The sequence below is a fragment of the Streptomyces sparsogenes genome (genome assembly GCF_001704635.1).
GTDB lineage: Bacteria > Actinomycetota > Actinomycetes > Streptomycetales > Streptomycetaceae > Streptomyces > Streptomyces sparsogenes.
In genome coordinates, this window is the sequence record NZ_MAXF01000116.1 from 1 (window position 1) to 15,715 (window position 15,715).

General features: G+C 72.3%; 13 protein-coding genes. 4 read left to right on the top strand and 9 right to left on the bottom strand.

Translation table 11 applies throughout. The features are described 5' to 3' along the window. The coding region (locus tag BBH68_RS23850) for a 1-deoxy-D-xylulose-5-phosphate synthase N-terminal domain-containing protein (RefSeq protein WP_065965532.1) at positions 1-1,548 on the top strand (1,548 nt) is incomplete at its 5' end. Positions 1,549-2,004: 456 nt separating this feature from the next. Beyond that, complete coding sequence (locus BBH68_RS23855) at positions 2,005-3,483, top strand: amino acid permease (protein ID WP_245738259.1); 1,479 nt, start codon at positions 2,005-2,007, stop codon at positions 3,481-3,483. A gap of 16 nt (positions 3,484-3,499) precedes the next feature. Here the strand turns inward: BBH68_RS23855 and BBH68_RS23860 are convergent, their stop codons facing one another. From BBH68_RS23860 to BBH68_RS23880, 5 genes are all read right to left on the bottom strand, one after another. Further along, a complete protein-coding gene (locus tag BBH68_RS23860) occupies positions 3,500-4,531 on the bottom strand; it encodes an ABC transporter substrate-binding protein (RefSeq protein ID WP_065965533.1) in 1,032 nt (343 codons plus the stop codon). Between the two features lie 36 nt (positions 4,532-4,567). Further along, positions 4,568-5,407, bottom strand: a complete 840-nt coding sequence (locus tag BBH68_RS23865) for an ABC transporter ATP-binding protein (RefSeq protein WP_065965534.1) — start codon at positions 5,405-5,407, stop codon at positions 4,568-4,570. Beyond that, entirely contained in the window at positions 5,404-6,483 is a 1,080-nt protein-coding gene (locus BBH68_RS23870) for a FecCD family ABC transporter permease (RefSeq protein ID WP_065965535.1), read from the bottom strand. Before BBH68_RS23870 ends, BBH68_RS23865 begins: the two co-directional genes overlap by 4 nt. Beyond that, entirely contained in the window at positions 6,480-7,481 is a 1,002-nt protein-coding gene (locus tag BBH68_RS23875; RefSeq protein ID WP_065965536.1) for a FecCD family ABC transporter permease, read from the bottom strand. Before BBH68_RS23875 ends, BBH68_RS23870 begins: the two co-directional genes overlap by 4 nt. An 83-nt stretch (positions 7,482-7,564) precedes the next feature. Next, a complete protein-coding gene (locus tag BBH68_RS23880) occupies positions 7,565-7,966 on the bottom strand; it encodes a PIN domain-containing protein (RefSeq protein WP_065965537.1) in 402 nt (133 codons plus the stop codon). Positions 7,967-8,070: 104 nt separating this feature from the next. On the opposite strand from BBH68_RS23880, the gene BBH68_RS23885 reads away from it, so the two are divergent. Continuing rightward, a complete protein-coding gene (locus BBH68_RS23885) occupies positions 8,071-9,114 on the top strand; it encodes a PLL family lectin (protein WP_065965538.1) in 1,044 nt (347 codons plus the stop codon). A 40-nt stretch (positions 9,115-9,154) separates the two neighbouring features. Here the strand turns inward: BBH68_RS23885 and BBH68_RS23890 are convergent, their stop codons facing one another. From BBH68_RS23890 to BBH68_RS23900, 3 genes are read right to left on the bottom strand one after another with little or no spacing between them, the layout of a single operon-like run. Continuing rightward, positions 9,155-11,254, bottom strand: a complete 2,100-nt coding sequence (locus tag BBH68_RS23890) for an esterase/lipase family protein (protein WP_065965539.1) — start codon at positions 11,252-11,254, stop codon at positions 9,155-9,157. Beyond that, on the bottom strand, positions 11,251-11,670 hold the full coding sequence (locus BBH68_RS23895; RefSeq protein ID WP_141713050.1) for a hypothetical protein: 420 nt from the start codon (positions 11,668-11,670) through the stop codon (positions 11,251-11,253). Before BBH68_RS23895 ends, BBH68_RS23890 begins: the two co-directional genes overlap by 4 nt. Before the next feature lie 9 nt (positions 11,671-11,679). Then, entirely contained in the window at positions 11,680-12,045 is a 366-nt protein-coding gene (locus BBH68_RS23900) for a hypothetical protein (protein ID WP_065965541.1), read from the bottom strand. A gap of 442 nt (positions 12,046-12,487) precedes the next feature. Here BBH68_RS23900 and BBH68_RS23905 point away from each other — a divergent pair, with 442 nt between their 5' ends. After that, positions 12,488-13,525: a serine/threonine-protein kinase gene (locus tag BBH68_RS23905; RefSeq protein ID WP_141713051.1), complete on the top strand. Its 1,038-nt coding sequence runs from the start codon at positions 12,488-12,490 to the stop codon at positions 13,523-13,525. Between the two features lie 58 nt (positions 13,526-13,583). On the opposite strand, the gene BBH68_RS23910 is transcribed toward BBH68_RS23905, so the two are convergent. After that, complete coding sequence (locus BBH68_RS23910; RefSeq protein WP_065965543.1) at positions 13,584-15,713, bottom strand: 3-hydroxyacyl-CoA dehydrogenase NAD-binding domain-containing protein; 2,130 nt, start codon at positions 15,711-15,713, stop codon at positions 13,584-13,586. Positions 15,714-15,715: the final 2 nt, after the last annotated feature.

Sequence of the window (15,715 nt, forward strand, 5' to 3'; positions counted from 1 at the left end):
TGGCCTGGGATCAACAACATCGCCGCGGCCAAGAACCGCCCGCTGGTCATCGTCGTGAACGACAACGAGCGGTCGTACTCGCCGACCATCGGCGGCCTGGCGAACCACCTGGCCACCCTCCGCACCACCGACGGCTACGAGCGCTTCCTGGCCCGCGGCAAGGACATCCTGGAGCGCACCCCGGTGGTCGGCCGGCCGCTGTACGAGACGCTGCACGGCGCCAAGAAGGGGCTCAAGGACTTCATCGCCCCGCAGGGCATGTTCGAGGACCTGGGGCTGAAGTACGTCGGCCCGATCGACGGCCACGACATCGAGGCGCTGGAGTCCGCGCTGCAGCGGGCGAAGCGTTTCGGCGGCCCGGTCATCGTGCACTGCCTCACCGAGAAGGGGCGCGGCTACACCCCGGCCGAGCAGGACGAGACCGACCGCTTCCACGGCATCGGCCCGATCCACCCCGACACCGGGCTGCCCATCACCGCGGCGGGCGCCGACTGGACCTCGGTCTTCGGCGAGGAGATGGTCCGGCTCGGCGAGGAGCGCGAGGACATCGTCGCGATCACCGCGGCGATGCTGCACCCGGTGGGCCTCACCAAGTTCGCCGAGCGCTTCCCGGACCGGGTCTTCGACGTCGGCATCGCCGAGCAGCACGCGGCCGTCTCGGCGGCGGGCCTGGCCACCGGCGGGCTGCACCCGGTCTTCGCGGTCTACGCCACCTTCCTCAACCGCGCCTTCGACCAGGTCCTGATGGATGTGGCGCTGCACAGGTGCGGGGTGACCTTCGTGCTCGACCGGGCCGGGATCACCGGCACCGACGGCGCCTCGCACAACGGCATGTGGGACCTGTCGCTGCTCCAGGTCGTCCCGGGCCTGCGGATCGCCGCCCCGCGCGACGCCGACCAGGTCCGCGCCCAGCTGCGCGAGGCCGTGGAGGTGGAGGACGCCCCCACGGTGGTGCGCTACTCCAAGGGCGCGGTCGGCCCGGCGGTGCGCGCGGTGGGCCGGATCGGCGGCATGGACGTGCTGCGCGAGCCCGCCCCGGCGGACGCGGAGCGGCCGGACGTTCTGCTGGTGTCGGTCGGCGCGCTGGCCCCGATGTGCCTGGAAGTAGCGGACCTTCTGGACAAGCAGGGCATTTCGACCACGGTGGTGGACCCGCGCTGGGTCAAGCCGGTGGACGAGGAGCTGCCCGCGCTCGCCGAGCGCCACCGCGTCGTGGTCACCGTCGAGGACAACATCCGGGTGGGCGGCGTGGGCTCCGCCATCGCGCAGGCGCTGCGCGACTCCGGGGTCGACATGCCGCTGCGCGACTTCGGCATCCCGCCGCGCTTCCTCGACCATGCCTCCCGCAAGGAGGTCATGGCGGAGATCGGGCTGACCGCCCCCGACATCGCCCGCCAGGTCACCGGCCTGGTGTCCAGGATCGGCGGACGCTACGAGAGCGACGCGGCCCAGTCCGCCGAGTCGGCCGGGGCGGGCCGGTCCGCCGAGCGCACCGGGCCCGGGGCCGCACCGAAGGCGCCCACCGCCGCCGAGCCCGTGCGCGACTGAGCTCCGCGCCGGGCCGGGTTCCGCGCCGGGCCGGGTTCCGCAGCGGGCCGGGTTCCATGCCGGGCCAGGTTCCGCAGCGGGCTGGGTTCCGTGGCGGGCCGAGTTCTGTAGCGGGCTGGGCTCCGCGCCGGACCGGCTTCCGTAACGGGTCGGGTTCCGTACGGCTGGTTTCTTTGCCGGGCCGGTCGGGGTCGCCGCGCGACACGCGCGGTGCTCCGACCGGCCCAGTGCTTTTCCGAGCCTTTCTGCCCCCATCGGGTGAATCCGCCCTGCCCGAGAGTGTGCATACATCCCCGATGTCCGGTTAGCAGAACCATGTCGCGCACGGGCAGGTGTGGAGGTGGCGCGGTGAACACGAGAGAACCCAGCAGCGGGGGCGCCGGAGACAGGGGCGGGGATACGGGCGGGGGCAGGGGCGGCGCCAGGGGTCGCGGAGGCCTGTTCCGGACCAAGTCCGTGGAGCAGTCCATCCGGGACACCGAGGAGCCCGAGCACGCCCTGACCAGGACGCTGTCCGCCCTCGACCTGACCGTCTTCGGCGTCGGCGTCATCATCGGCACCGGCATCTTCGTACTGACCGGAGCCGTCGCCAAACAACAGGCGGGCCCCGCGACCGCGCTCGCCTTCGTGGCCGCCGGGATCGCCTGCGCGCTGGCCGCGCTGTGCTACGCCGAGTTCGCCTCCACCGTGCCGGTGGCCGGCTCCGCGTACACCTTCTCGTACGCCTCGCTCGGCGAACTGCCCGCCTGGATCATCGGCTGGGACCTGGTCCTGGAATTCGCCCTGGCCACCGCCGTGGTGGCGGTCGGCTGGTCCGGCTATGTGCGCTCGCTGCTGGACAACATCGGATGGCACCTGCCGGCCGCGCTGTCCGGCCCCGACGCGGCCCACGGCTTCGGCTTCGACATCCTCGCCTTCCTGCTGGTGCTGCTGCTGACCGCGATCCTGGTCCTGGGCATGAAGCTGTCCGCGCACATCACCGCCGTCGTGGTGGCGGTGAAGGTGGCGGTGGTGCTGCTGGTCATCATCGCCGGAGCCTTCTTCATCAACACCGACAACTACCACCCCTTCATCCCCGAGGCCCGGGGCACGGTCTCCAGCGAAGGGCTCAAGGCCCCGCTGATCGAGGTGATGTTCGGCTACCAGCAGACCACCTTCGGCGTCCAGGGCATCTTCACCGCCGCCGCCGTGGTCTTCTTCGCCTTCATCGGCTTCGACATCGTGGCCACCACGGCCGAGGAGACCAGGAACCCGCAGCGGGACATGCCGCGCGGCATCCTCGGCTCGCTCTTCATCTGCACCGTGCTCTACGTCGCGGTGTCAGTGGTGGTCACCGGCATGCAGAAGTACACCCGACTGTCGGTGGACGCCCCGCTGGCCGACGCCTTCAAGGCGACCGGGCACCCCTTCTACGCGGGCCTGATCAGCTTCGGCGCGGCCATCGGTCTCATCACCGTCTGCATGATCCTGCTGCTCGGGCAGACCCGCGTCTTCTTCGCGATGAGCCGCGACGGACTGCTGCCCAGGATCTTCTCGAAGGTCCACCCGAAGTACGCCACGCCGTACCGCTCGACGATCGTGCTCGGCGTCGTCATCGCCGTCGTGGCCGGGTTCACCAGCATCTCCGAGCTGGCGGCGCTGGTGAACATCGGCACCCTCTTCGCCTTCGTGGTGGTCGCCCTCGGCGTCCTCGTGCTCCGCCGCACCCGCCCCGACCTGCCCCGCGCCTTCCGCGCCCCCTGGGTGCCCGTACTGCCGGTGGCCTCGATCGCCGCCTCGGTGTGGCTGATGCTGAATCTGCCCACCGAGACCTGGGTGCGATTCGGGGTGTGGATGGCGATCGGCTTCGTCCTGTACTTCCTGTACGGGCGCAGGCACAGCAGGCTGGGCGCGGCGGGGCGCGGCGCCAAGGCGCCGCCTCCGGCCGGGCGTTAGGCCGTGTCCGGTGGGCTTAAGCGGTGAGGTGCCGCTCCAGGTCCGCCACGACCTCGTCGGCCGCCATCACCCCGAGGCCCAGGTACCAGGTCTCGTCCGGGACGTCGTAGGCGTGGCCGGCCTTGACCGCCTTCAGGTTCTTCCAGAGCGGATTGCCCTGGGCCTTGGAGCGGTCCGTGGCCTTCGGGTCGCCGTAGACGCCGGTGAAGATGTAGTCGGCGTCGGCCTGGTCGATGTTCTCGGCGCTGATCTCGGCGGCGAGGTCCTCGATGTCCTGGTTCTTCGGGCGCGGGATGCCCGCGTCCTTGAGGATCGTGCCGATGAACGAGGCGTTGGCGTAGAGGCGGATCACGCCGTCGGGCAGGAACCGGAGCATGGTGACGGTCGGCTTCTCGGCGCCCAGCTTCCTGCCCAGCGCCTTGACCTTCTTGTCGTAGTCGGCGAGTTCCTCCTTCGCCTTGGCCGTCTTGTCGAGCGCGGCGGCGTTGAGGAGGTAGTTCTGCTTCCAGGTGAAGCCGGGGCGGATGGAGAACACGGTCGGCGCGATCTTCGACAGCTCGTCGTACTTGTCGGCGGCGCGCAGCTGGCTGCCGAGGATCAGATCGGGCTTGAGCGCGGCGATGGCCTCGAGGTTGAGGTTGTTGATGGTGCCGACGTTCTTCGGGTCGCCCGCCTCCTTCTTCAGGTAGGAGGGCAGCTCCGGGGAGCCTTCGGTGGGTGCCAGGCCGACCGGCTTGATGCCGAGCGACACCACGTTGTCCAGCTCGCCGACGTCCAGCACGACCACCCGCTTCGGCTGGGCCTTGATCTCGGTGCTGCCCATGGCGTGGTCGATGGTGCGCGGCCACTCGCCGGGCTTGGCGTCCGTGCCCATCGCGGCGGTCTTCTCGGCCGCGCTCGCGAAGTCCTTGCCGTCCTTGGAGACGGACTTCTTGCCGCCCTGCCCGCCGTCGCCTTCCTTCCCGCTGTCGGAGGAGCCGCAGGCCGCGAGGGAGAGCGCGGCGGCGACGAGGGCGACGGCGGCGGTACCGCGACGTCGGTAGGACATGGCAAGGCTCCTGTCACGCAAGTTCTTAGGCGAGGCTTACCTTATGTGGCCTGTGGCTGCCGGGGTAGCACCGCCCCCGTCCCCCGACCGCCGCGGGGCGCCCGGCACCACGAGCGGATCGCCGGTCACCGGATCCGGTACGACGACCGAGGCCAGCCCGAACACCTCCCGCACCAGCTCGGCCGTCACGATGTCACCCGGCGCGCCCTGCGCCACGATCCGGCCGCCCCGCATGGCGATCAGATGGTCGGCGTAGCGCGCCGCCTGGTTCAGGTCGTGCAGGACCGCGACCACGGTGCGGCCGCGGTCGTGGTTGAGCTGCCGCACCAGGTCCAGCACCTCCACCTGGTGGGCGATGTCGAGATAGGTCGTCGGCTCGTCGAGCAGCAGCAGGTCGGTGTCCTGGGCCAGCGCCATGGCGATCCACACCCGCTGCCGCTGGCCGCCGGAGAGCTCGTCGACGGGGCGGTCCGCGAGTTCGGCGGTGCCGGTGCGCTCCATCGCCTCGCCGACGGCCCGTTCGTCCGCCTCCGACCACTGCTGCCACCACTTCTGGTGCGGCTGCCGCCCGCGCGAGACCAGGTCCGCCACCGTGATCCCCTCCGGCGGCACCGGCGTCTGCGGCAGCAGCCCGATCGCCTGGGCGATCCGCTTGGTGGGCAGCCGGGACAGCTCGGTGCCGTCCAGCAGCACGGCCCCGCGCCGCGGCCGCAGCAGCCGGCCGAGCGCCCGCAACAGGGTGGACTTGCCGCACGCGTTGGGGCCGACGATCACCGTGACCTTCCCGTGCGGGATCTCCAGGTCGAGGTCGTCGACGACCGTGCGGTCCTCGTACGCGAGGGTGAGCCCCCGCGCGGTCAGGCGGTTGTCGGTCACGCGGTGCCTCCGGAACGGCTACGGGTGCGGATGAGCAGCCACATCAGATACGGGGCGCCCACCAGGGCGGTGAACACGCCGACCGGCAGCTCGATCGGCGAGAACAGCCTGCGGGCCAGCAGGTCCGCGACGACCACCACCAGCGCCCCGGTCAGCGCCGAGCACACCAGCGGAGGCTGCTCGGTGCGGGCGAGCCGGCGGGCGATCTGCGGCGCCAGCAGCGCCACGAAGTCCACCGGGCCGGCGGCGCCCGTGGCGACGGACGCGAGCACCACCCCGATGGCGCTCAGCCCCAGCCGGACCCGGTCCAGCCGGATGCCGAGCGCGGTGGCCGTGTCGTCGTCGAGCGAGACCCCGCGCCGCGCCTGCGCCGCCCACAGCAGCGGCACCACGAGCAGCAGCAGCGCCGTCGCGAGCGGCGCGGCCTGCTCGTAACCGCGGCCGTTGAGCGACCCGGTGAGCCAGACCTTGGCCTGCTGGGCCACCAGATAGTCGCCCTTGGTCAGGAACAGCCGGGACAGCGAGCCCAGGGCCACCGAGATGCCGATGCCGATGAGCACGAAGCGGGAGGCGCTGAGCCCCTTGCGCCAGGCGAACAGGTACACCAGCGCGGCGGCGGCCAGACCGCCGCCGACCGACACATACGGCAGGGCGGTGTACGAGGTGACGCCGAAGGTCATGGCGGCGACCGTGGCGGCGCCCGCGCCGTGCGTCACCCCGATGACGTCGGGGCTGGCGAGGGGGTTGCGGGCCACGGTCTGGATCAGCGCGCCGGCCACCCCGAAGGCCGCGCCCACCAGCAGGCCGGTCACCAGGCGCGGCAGCCGCAGGGTGCCCACCACCAGCTCGTCGGGGCTGGGCTGCCCCAGCAGCACGCGGACGACCTCCGTCGGCGCGACGAACGACTCGCCGACGCACAGCGACGCCACGACGGCCACGGCCAGCACGGCGGCGAGGGCGACGGCCGCCACGGCGGCCCGCCGGTGCACCAGGAAGCTGCCCCGCCCGGCCCTGACCACGGTGTATCCGGCGGCGCGCACGGCCGGCCGGGAGACGTCATGATCAAGGGCGCTCACGCTGCCACCGCCTTCCTGCGGACCAGGGCGATCAGGAACGGCACGCCCGCCAGCGCGGTCATCACGGACACCGGCACCTCCGAGGGCGGGAAGACGACGCGGCCGATGACGTCCGAGAGGAGGAGCATCACCGGGCCGAGCAGCGCGGCCATGGGCAGCAGCCAGCGGTGGGCGGTGCCGACGAGGGCGCGCGCGATGTGCGGCACCGCCAGGCCGGTGAAGGCGATGGGCCCGGCGGCCGCGACCGCGACGCCGGTCAGCACGGTCGCGCCCGCCGTGCCGGCCAGCCGCAGCAGCGCGACGTTGCGGCCGAGCCCCCGGGCGACGTCGTCGCCGAGGGCGAGCGCGTCCAGACCCCGGGCCATGGCCAGCACCAGCAGCAGCCCGAGGGCCAGGAACGGCCAGGTCTGGCCGGCGATCGTCGCGTCCCGCCCGCTCAGCGAGCCCACGTCCCAGAAGCGGAACTCGTCCAGCGCCCGGGCGTTGGTGGTGACGATCGCCGAGACCACCGAGGCGATGAACGCGTTCATCGCGGCCCCGGCCAGGGCCAGTTTGACCGGGGAGGCGCCCCCGCGCCCGCCGCTGGCCACCGCGTAGACGCACACCGCCGCGGCCGCCGCGCCCGCGAACGCGAACCAGACGTAGCCGGTCAGCGTGTGCACCCCGAAGAAGGCGATCGCGCACACCACGCCCAGCGAGGCCCCCTGGCTGATGCCCAGGATCCCGGGCTCGGCGATCGGGTTGCGGGTGATGCCCTGGAGCACGGTGCCGGCCACGGCGAGGGCGGCCCCCACCATGACGCCGATGACGGTCCGCGGCACCCGCAGCGACCGTACGACCTGGGCGTTGTCGCTCGTACCGCCGTGCAGCAGGGCGTCGTAGACCTCGGTGAGGGAGATCTGGCGGCTGCCGATAGCCAGACTCGCCGCCACGGCGACCAGGAGCAGCAGCGCCGCCGCGGATATCCAGCCGACGCGACGGCGCGCGACTCCCGACATTCGCCCTACTCTCTTCCGTACTCCCGGCCCAGGCCCGCGCTTAGCGAAGGCTTGCCTAAGGGTACGTGGCGCCGGCGGGCCGCTCAGTCGGCGGGGCGGACCGCGCGCGGGCCCGTGACCTCCGCCCCGAGCGCCCGCACCCGCTCCCTCAGCTCGCGGTCGGCGGTCACCACCAGGCAGGGCCGCCCCGGTTCGCGGCCTGCCACCACCTCCACCAGCCGGTCGTCGCCGCTGCCGGCCGCCCGCTCCACCCGCACGCCCGGCACGGGCGCGACCTCCCGCGCGGCGCCCTCCACCACGAGCACGAGGTCCACGGGCGGCCGCCCGGCCCACTCCGGGACCCCGGGGCGCGGCGGCAGCCCGCGCCCGGCGAGGGCGGCGAGCCGGTCCCGCAGCCGCTCCGCCGCGCCGTGCCGGTCCCGCCACCAGCCGTCGGGCACCGAACCGATGACATTCGCCGCGTCCACGACGACCAGGCCTTCCATAGGGCAGGCAAAATACTATGGGTGGCGTCGCGTCAGTAGGGGGCGCGCCAGCCCCGTGGAGGCACACCCCAGGGGATCGACGTCAGGGAAGGTTGCAGCGGGCCATGGCGTTGCGGTTGCTCCGCGGCAAGGACGGAAGGCTCACGGCCTACGCACCGGTGGCGGGCGGCGTCGCCCGCTGGACCGAGGAGCGGCCCGGGGGCCCGCGGTGGACCGGGCCGCGGCTGCTGGAGGTGGCGGGCCTGACCGCGCTGACGGGGACTCAGGGCGCGGACGGTTATGTCCACTTGGTGGGGCTGCGGCACCGCCAGGGCGGCGGCGACGGCCCGGACGTGGACATCGTGCACGCCACCCAGTTCCAGACGGGCAGGCCACTCACGGCCTGGCACTCGCTCGGCACCCCGCACCCCAAGGACCGCCGCAAGGCCCAGCGGACCGGGGTGCCGGCCGCGGCCGTGGACTCCTCCGGGGCCGTGCACGTCTTCGTGCGCAACGCCGGGCGCGGGGTGAGCGCGCGGCGCCAGGACGCCAAGGGCAAGTGGGGCGGATGGACCGACCTCAAGGGCACCGACGTGCTCGACGGGCTGTCCGCCACCGCGGCCGCCGACGGCCGCATAGAACTCCTCGCGCCCGCGGCGCGCGGCGCCCTGCGCTGGCACCAGCCCGAGCCCGGCGCCGCGTACCAGCGCGCCGACGACATCCCGGCACGCCCCGAGGCGGGCTCCGCCGCCGGGGTCGCCACCGGCGTCGGCACCGTCACCCACTACTGGCGCGACGCGGTGGGGCTCGAGGTGCTGGCCTGGCGGCCCGGCGCGGACGAACCGGCCCCCCTGGGCGGGGAGACGGGCACGGGCCCGGTCGCGGTGGTCCGTACGACCGTGGACGGCCACGACTGCACGGTGCTGGCCCACCGCGACGCCAAGAGCGGGCGGCTGGCCGTCGCGGCGCACCCCACGGAGTACGAGACGGCGGGCGTGTGGTGGACCCCGTCGGGCGAGCCGGGCACCAGCCGCCCGGCACTGGCCCTGGACGGCCTGGGCCTGGTCGTCCTCGCCGCCCTCGCCCCCGACGGCGGCCTGCTGGTGGCCCGCCAGAAGACGGACGAGCCGGGGCTGGCCCTGCGGGCGTGGGGGCGGGTGGGGGAGTAGGGCGGCCTGCCGCCCGTACGGGGCCCACCCGCCCGGCTCCTCAGGACGCCGGCTGCCAGGCGAAGGCGTGCACCCCGCGCGCCACTTCGACTTCCGCGTTCGCGGCGTTCTGCGCGACCAGCGTCCCCGTGTGGTACCCGCCCGACACCTCGACCGCCGGGGTGCCGACCACCGTCGCCGTCTTCCCCGAGGCATGGACGTCGCGCGCCAGAATGGGCCGCTTCTCCCGCGTCTGGACCCACCGGACGTTCGAGGCGCGGTAGACGCGCGTCTCGCCCCAGCGGGGAATCCGCTGACCGTCCGGCGCGTACTCGTTGTCGCTCCCACAGCCGGGCTCCGACCGGAAGGCCGCGTACGCCTGGCCGTCGCGGTCGAACCAGGCCGAGACCATCCAGAGGTTGCCGTCCCGGGAGGGCGGATCGAGCCGCTCCACGCGTCCGAGCCGCTGGTCGACGATCGCCACGTTGGAGTACTCCTCGCAGGCGCTGAGGTGCTGGTACCAGGGCACGGCGAGCCTGTCCCGCCGTGGACTCGCGGCAGCCACCTCGGGTCCGAGCCCGCTGCCGTAGAACGACTGGACGGACCGGGCCCTGCCCTCGCGCGAGACCTGGAAGAACGAGCCGATTCCGGGGAAGTTGCCGACCGAGTCGAAGTACGAGACGGTCAGCCCACCCCGGGGTGCGGCGCCGAGGAGTTGGAGGCGGCCGCAGTACGTCGGGCCGAAGCACTCGTCCGGCGAGGGCAGGCCCGTCACCGGCAGCGGCCGCCGAGCACCGCCGAGGGGCGGGTAGCTCCACAGCATCGGCCGGTTCGGGTCCGTGGCGCCGTCGGAGACCAGTTGGTTGTCGCGGAAGGCGAGCGTCGAGCAGTCGGCGCACTCCCAGCTACGGAGGCGGGGGGTGACGAAGGGCTGTCCCCGGCCCCGGCGCACCAGGAACACCTTCCGGCCCGTGCCGTCGTGCCGCTCGGCCAGCCAGGCGAGGGAGGTGCCGTCGGTCGACCAGGTGAGCTGCCGTACGCGGTATCCGCTGGGGACGGGGGCGATGTTCTTGGTGCTGCCGTTGGTCCACACGTTGACGCTGTCGGCGGTGGCGTAGGCGAGGTCTGGTGTTCGGTCCGCCCACTGCTTCCGCTGGACGCGCTTCGCCCGGTCGAGGACCACGGACATGATCTTCGGGTGGGTCTTGATGTCCACGTGGTTGCAGGGGCTGCCCAGCACACGTACCCCGATTTGGGCGTCGCTGCAGGTGAGAACGTGAGGGGCGCCGGACTTGTTGACGTATGCGGTGGCGGAGGAGCGAGGCACCGCGATGTCACCCAGGGAGACCGGCGCCTTGGGTGACTCCAGCCCCAGGATGTTGAAGCCCATGCGGATGTCCCCGGCCATGGCGCGGACGGGCAATTCCTTGGGCCAGGCCGGCAACTTTCTGATCTCCGGCGAGTTGTACTTGAGTGCGAGGCCCTGCGGCGATCGGAGCACCTCGACGGTTTCGCATGCCGTCAGGGACTTGCCCTTGGCAATCCCGAGGCAGGCGGCGACCACCCGCTTCAGGGCCAGTTCCTCGAGTGACCACCCCGGGGGGCCGCTGACCAGGTTGTCCGCGAGGGAGGCCAGGAGAGAGCCCCGGAAGGGAGTCCCGATGGTGATCACCTCGGCCACCTTCTGCCATGCCTTGCCGTCGGATGTGCGGCTGGGCAGCGAGACGGCGTACTGCGTGGCCAGTCCGCCCATCGAGTGGGCCACCACCATGACCTTGTGGCCGGAGGCGTCGGCGAGGCAGTCGATCGCGGTCCGCAGCGCCGGGCCGATGCGCGGGTCCGTGACCCAGGACGGCTGGGCCGGCTTGTAGTCGAAGGTCCACGCGGTGATGTTCCGCAGGTTCGCGACCTGCCGGGGAAACCATTTCTCCTCGTCGTCCCCGGGCCCGTCCCAGGTGTCGGCGCCCGCGTTGATGCCGTGGACGAAGAGGACGGGCATCGTGTTCGCGACGGGCTCCTTCTCGGCGATCTGCTGGAGGCCGCCGCCGACGCAGTTCCGTGGCTCGGCGGCGGCAGCAGTGGGCGCCGCCCCGAGCAGGGTGAGCAGGAGCATCAGGGCGGCGCAGGGGACGAGGGCCCGGCAGCGTGCGGTGAGGGTCATGGCATGACCTCCGCGAGGATGACCCGCCAGGCCCCGTCGCTCCGGGCGAACCCCAGCAGCACCCGCTGAACGGGCTTTCCCGGTTCTTCCAGGGAGGCTTGGGCGTTGGCGATGCCGTCCTCTTCATGCCAGGTGCCGTCCTTGACGTGAAGCCTCGCGCCCTTGGCGGTCAGTCGCCCCTCGGGCAGGGTTCGCTCCAACTCGGGTGCGAGCGCCCCTCGCTGTGCCTTCTCGTCCTCGGCCACCAGGCCCCGCGCGACCCGGGCGGCCTCGGCCGGGACCGGGCCGCCGGGTTCGTATCTCAGCTCTTGCGCCGGTGGTTTCGCCGCTGAGGTACCGCTGCGGTAGGCAAAGACGGCCGCGAGCGACGCGGCGACGATCAGCACGACACCGGCCGTGATCGATAGTCTGCGCATGTCCGCCACTCACCCGATGGGGTTCAGGTCGCCGATCGTCCAGGCGCCCACCTCGGACAGCGGCACCCGCAGGAGTCCGTGTTCGTCGATGGGCACGGTGGGGCCGCCGGTGACGATCCGGGTCCAGGTCAGATGGATGTGGGTGGTCTCGGGCTCGTGCCGCAGCATGTCCTTGGCGAAGTCCTTGGCGAATTCGGTCAGCGCGTCCTTCTCGGACAGCAGGCTCATGTGCTGCCTGAGCCATTCGTCCCGGGGGAGGACGGCCCCGGTGATGATCAGGCCGCCGATCATGAGGGTGATGGGAAGCGGGGCTTCGAAGTCCTCCTCGTCGGCGCGGCGGACGAGCTTTTCCAGCAGTGCGTCGTCGTTCCTCATGAAATGCTCCTGGTCTCCCGTGAATTCATTTCTCCGCATGCGAATGCCATGCGAATGCCATGCCAGTTCGCTCAGCCGCGGCCGTCGCAGGCCTTGCAGTCACCGCTGCCGCGGCAGCTGTCGCACTTCCATACGCCGCGGAATCCGGAACCGCCGCAGGTGGTGCACTTCCCGTCGCCCTTGCAGCGTCGGCACATGGTGGTGGTCCTTCCGGTCCGGGGGTGGTCGGCGGTGCGGGCCGCGCCGCCGGAAACCACCGTGCACCGGTTCGGAGGGGGAGTGCCGCGGTGCAACGGGGTGGCTTGTTGCAGTGCCAAGTGCACCGCTGTGACCTGCGGGGTTCTGGTGTCGCACTGCAACGGGGACCGCCTCGGTCGCCTCCGGCTTGGCCCGCGATGAAGCGCTGTTCTATCGTGAAGGGCATTCACCGCGGGGGGTGTTCATGGAGGAACCGACCGAGCTGTTCAAGGACTTGGCGCACGCCTTGGTCCAGGCCCTCGACGCCTGGGCGGCCACCGTCGGCCAGGTCACCGACACCGCACGGCGCCCGACCCGGGCCGGCCTGGTCGCGGAACTGGAAAGAGAGCGCCTGGAATTCGAGCGGGCCGGCCGGAGTCGCAAGAAAATCGATCTGCCGCTTCTGTCGTACTGGCTCAAGGGCCGCGATCAATTGCTGCCCGGCAGCAAGAAGAACCGGCTGCCCGGCCAGGAGGACTGCGCGGCCATCGCGCGGGCGCTGCGGCACAAGGCGCCGGACAGCGCCCGGGAACTGCCGCAGATCGGCACGGAGATCGCGGATCTGGCGCGCCGCCTGAAAGAGGCGGCCGGCCCCGGGTGGCGGGACGCGGTCCTCGCCTCTCTCGCGCCCGCGACCGTCGCTGCGGCGCACCCCGTTCCGGAGGCGCCGGCCCTGCCCGCGACGCCTGGAGAACCGCCGAAGCCGGGGCGGAGATGGCGGAGGTGGCAGTTCGCCGTGGCGACCGCGCTCGCCGTGGGGCTGATCACCGGCACCATGGCGCTGCGCAGCGGCGCCTCGGAAGGGACCGGGGCACCGGCCGGGGACAGCGCGTCGGCGGCGGATCTGAAGGGCGATCACCGCTGCGGCCGGGTACGGGCGGTGGGCGCCGTGTCATGGAAGCCCTGCACGAGCCTCTCCGAGGACTCCCTGTCCTTCGTGGTACAGCTCGACAACTCCTCGTCGCGGGCGGTCACCGTGAAGGTCAGGATCGGCTACGTCCGGGCCGGGGCCGCCCACGACTGCCCCGCGCCCTGGGGCACCGCCCAGGAGGTCACCATCCCCGCCGGCGCGACCGTGACCAGCCCCCTCGACGGCTGCGCCGCCCCCCGCGTCCCCGCCCAGGCGTTCCAGGCCGAGGCCTTCGTGGTGGAGGAGAACGCCTCCGCGTGGGGCTACCGGGAGTACTCGCCCACGGTGCACCTCCAGGCCGACGGCCGCCCCGTCTGGGCGGGCCGGGTCTGAACGCGCGAGCGCCGGACGGGCGAGGGGCCCGTCCGGCGCTCGGGACACAGCGCGCGTGCTACGCCGGGACGCTCGCCACGCCCGGGGCCAGGAAACGGCGGCCGAGCACCCGCTCCGCGACGCCCTCGCGGTCCAGGTACGGGGTGATGCCGCCCAGGTGGAAGGGCCAGCCCGCGCCAGTGATCAGGCACAGGTCGATGTCCTGCGCCTCGGCGACGACGCCCTCGTCCAGCATGAGGCCGATCTCCTGCGCGACCGCCTCCAGGACGCGCAGCCGCACCTGCTCCTCCGTCAGGACCGTGTCGCCCTGCTCCAGCAGCGCGGCGACCTCCGGGTCCAGCTCCGGCTTGCCGGAGTCATGGACGTAGAAGCCGCGCTTGCCCGCCTCGACCACGCGCTTCAGGTTCTCCGAGACCGTGAAGCGGTCCGGGAACGCCTGGTGCAGGGTCTCCGAGACGTGCAGGCCGATGGCCGGGCCGACCAGCTCCAGCAGCACCAGCGGGGACATCGGCAGGCCGAGCGGCTCGACGGCGCGCTCGGCGACCTCGACCGGGGTGCCCTCGTCGATGACGTTCTGGATCTCGCCCAGGAAGCGGGTCAGGATCCGGTTGACGACGAAAGCGGGGGCGTCCTTGACCAGGACGGCCGTCTTCTTCAGCTTCTTGGCCACGCCGAAGGCGGTGGCCAGCGAGGCGTCGTCGGTCTTGTCACCGCGGACGATCTCCAGCAGCGGCAGGACGGCGACCGGGTTGAAGAAGTGGAAGCCGACGACCCGCTCGGGGTGCCGCAGCTTGGAGGCCATCTCGCTGACGGACAGCGAGGAGGTGTTGGTGGCGAGGATGGCGTGCTCCGGCACGACCGCCTCGACCTCGGCGAACACCTGCTGCTTGACGCCCATCTCCTCGAAGACGGCCTCGATGACGAAGTCGGCGTCCGAGAAGGCGGCGGCCTTGTCGAGCGAGCCGGTCACCGCGGCCTTGAGGCGGTTGGCCTTGTCCTGGTTCACCCGGCCCTTGAGCAGCAGCTTGTCGATCTCGGCGTGGACATAGCCGACGCCCTTGTCGATCCGCTCCTGGTCGATGTCGGTCAGCACGACCGGCACCTCCAGGCGGCGCGCGAACAGCAGCGCGAGCTGCGAGGCCATCAGGCCCGCGCCGACCACGCCCACCTTGGTCACCGGGCGGGCCAGGGACTTGTCCGGGGCGCCGGCCGGGCGCTTGCCGCGCTTCTGGACCAGGTTGAAGGCGTAGATGCCGCTGCGCAGCTCGCCGCCCATGATCAGGTCGGCCAGGGCGGCGTCCTCCGCGTCGAAGCCCTGGCGCAGATCGCCGTTCTTGGCTGCGGCGATGATGTCCAGCGCCCGGTACGCGGCCGGGGCCGCCCCGTGCACCTTGCCGTCGGCGATGGCGCGGCCGCGCTCGACGGCCGCGTCCCAGGCCTCGCCGCGGTCCACCTCCGGGCGTACCACCTGGATCTCGCCGCGCAGCACCGACGCGGTCCAGATCAGCGACTGCTCCAGGAAGTCCGCGCCCTCGAAGATCGCGTCGGCGATCCCGAGTTCGTAGACCTGCTCGCCCTTGAGCTGGCGGTTCTGGTTGAGCGAGTTCTCGATGATCACCGTGACGGCGCGGTCCGCGCCGATCAGGTTGGGCAGCAGGGTGCAGCCGCCCCAGCCGGGGACCAGGCCCAGGAACACCTCGGGCAGCGAGAAGGCGGGCAGCGCGGCCGAGACGGTGCGGTAGGCGCAGTGCAGACCGACCTCGACGCCGCCGCCCATCGCCGCGCCGTTGTAGTACGCGAAGGTGGGCACGGCCAGGGTCGAGAGGCGCTTGAAGACGTCATGGCCGCCCTTGCCGATGGCCAGCGCGTCCTCATGGCGCTTCAGCAGCTCGACGCCCTTGAGGTCGGCGCCGACGGCGAAGATGAACGGCTTGCCGGTCACGCCGACGCCGACGATCTCGCCCTCAGCCGCCTCCTTCTCGACCTGGTCGAGCGCGGCGTTCAGATTCGCCAGCGACGCCGGGCCGAAGGTGGTGGGCTTGGTGTGGTCCAGGCCGTTGTCGAGGGTGATGAGCGCGAAGCGGCCCGCGCCCTGCGGCAGGTCCAGGTGGCGGACGTGGGCCTGCGTCACGACCTCGTCCGGGAACAGCTCGGCCGCTCCCTTGAGAAGCTCTGCGGTAGTGGTCATGC

Bases quoted from the DNA above. Each gene is read 5' to 3' on its own strand.
- BBH68_RS23860 (WP_065965533.1), bottom strand. From the start codon at position 4,531: ATGTCCTACCGACGTCGCGGTACCGCCGCCGTCGCCCTCGTCGCCGCC.
- BBH68_RS23875 (WP_065965536.1), bottom strand. From the start codon at position 7,481: ATGTCGGGAGTCGCGCGCCGTCGCGTCGGCTGGATATCCGCGGCGGCG.
- BBH68_RS23880 (WP_065965537.1), bottom strand. From the start codon at position 7,966: ATGGAAGGCCTGGTCGTCGTGGACGCGGCGAATGTCATCGGTTCGGTG.
- BBH68_RS23885 (WP_065965538.1), top strand. From the start codon at position 8,071: ATGGCGTTGCGGTTGCTCCGCGGCAAGGACGGAAGGCTCACGGCCTAC.
- BBH68_RS23890 (WP_065965539.1), bottom strand. From the start codon at position 11,254: ATGACCCTCACCGCACGCTGCCGGGCCCTCGTCCCCTGCGCCGCCCTG.
- BBH68_RS23895 (WP_141713050.1), bottom strand. From the start codon at position 11,670: ATGCGCAGACTATCGATCACGGCCGGTGTCGTGCTGATCGTCGCCGCG.
- BBH68_RS23900 (WP_065965541.1), bottom strand. From the start codon at position 12,045: ATGAGGAACGACGACGCACTGCTGGAAAAGCTCGTCCGCCGCGCCGAC.
- BBH68_RS23905 (WP_141713051.1), top strand. From the start codon at position 12,488: ATGGAGGAACCGACCGAGCTGTTCAAGGACTTGGCGCACGCCTTGGTC.
- BBH68_RS23910 (WP_065965543.1), bottom strand. From the start codon at position 15,713: ATGACCACTACCGCAGAGCTTCTCAAGGGAGCGGCCGAGCTGTTCCCG.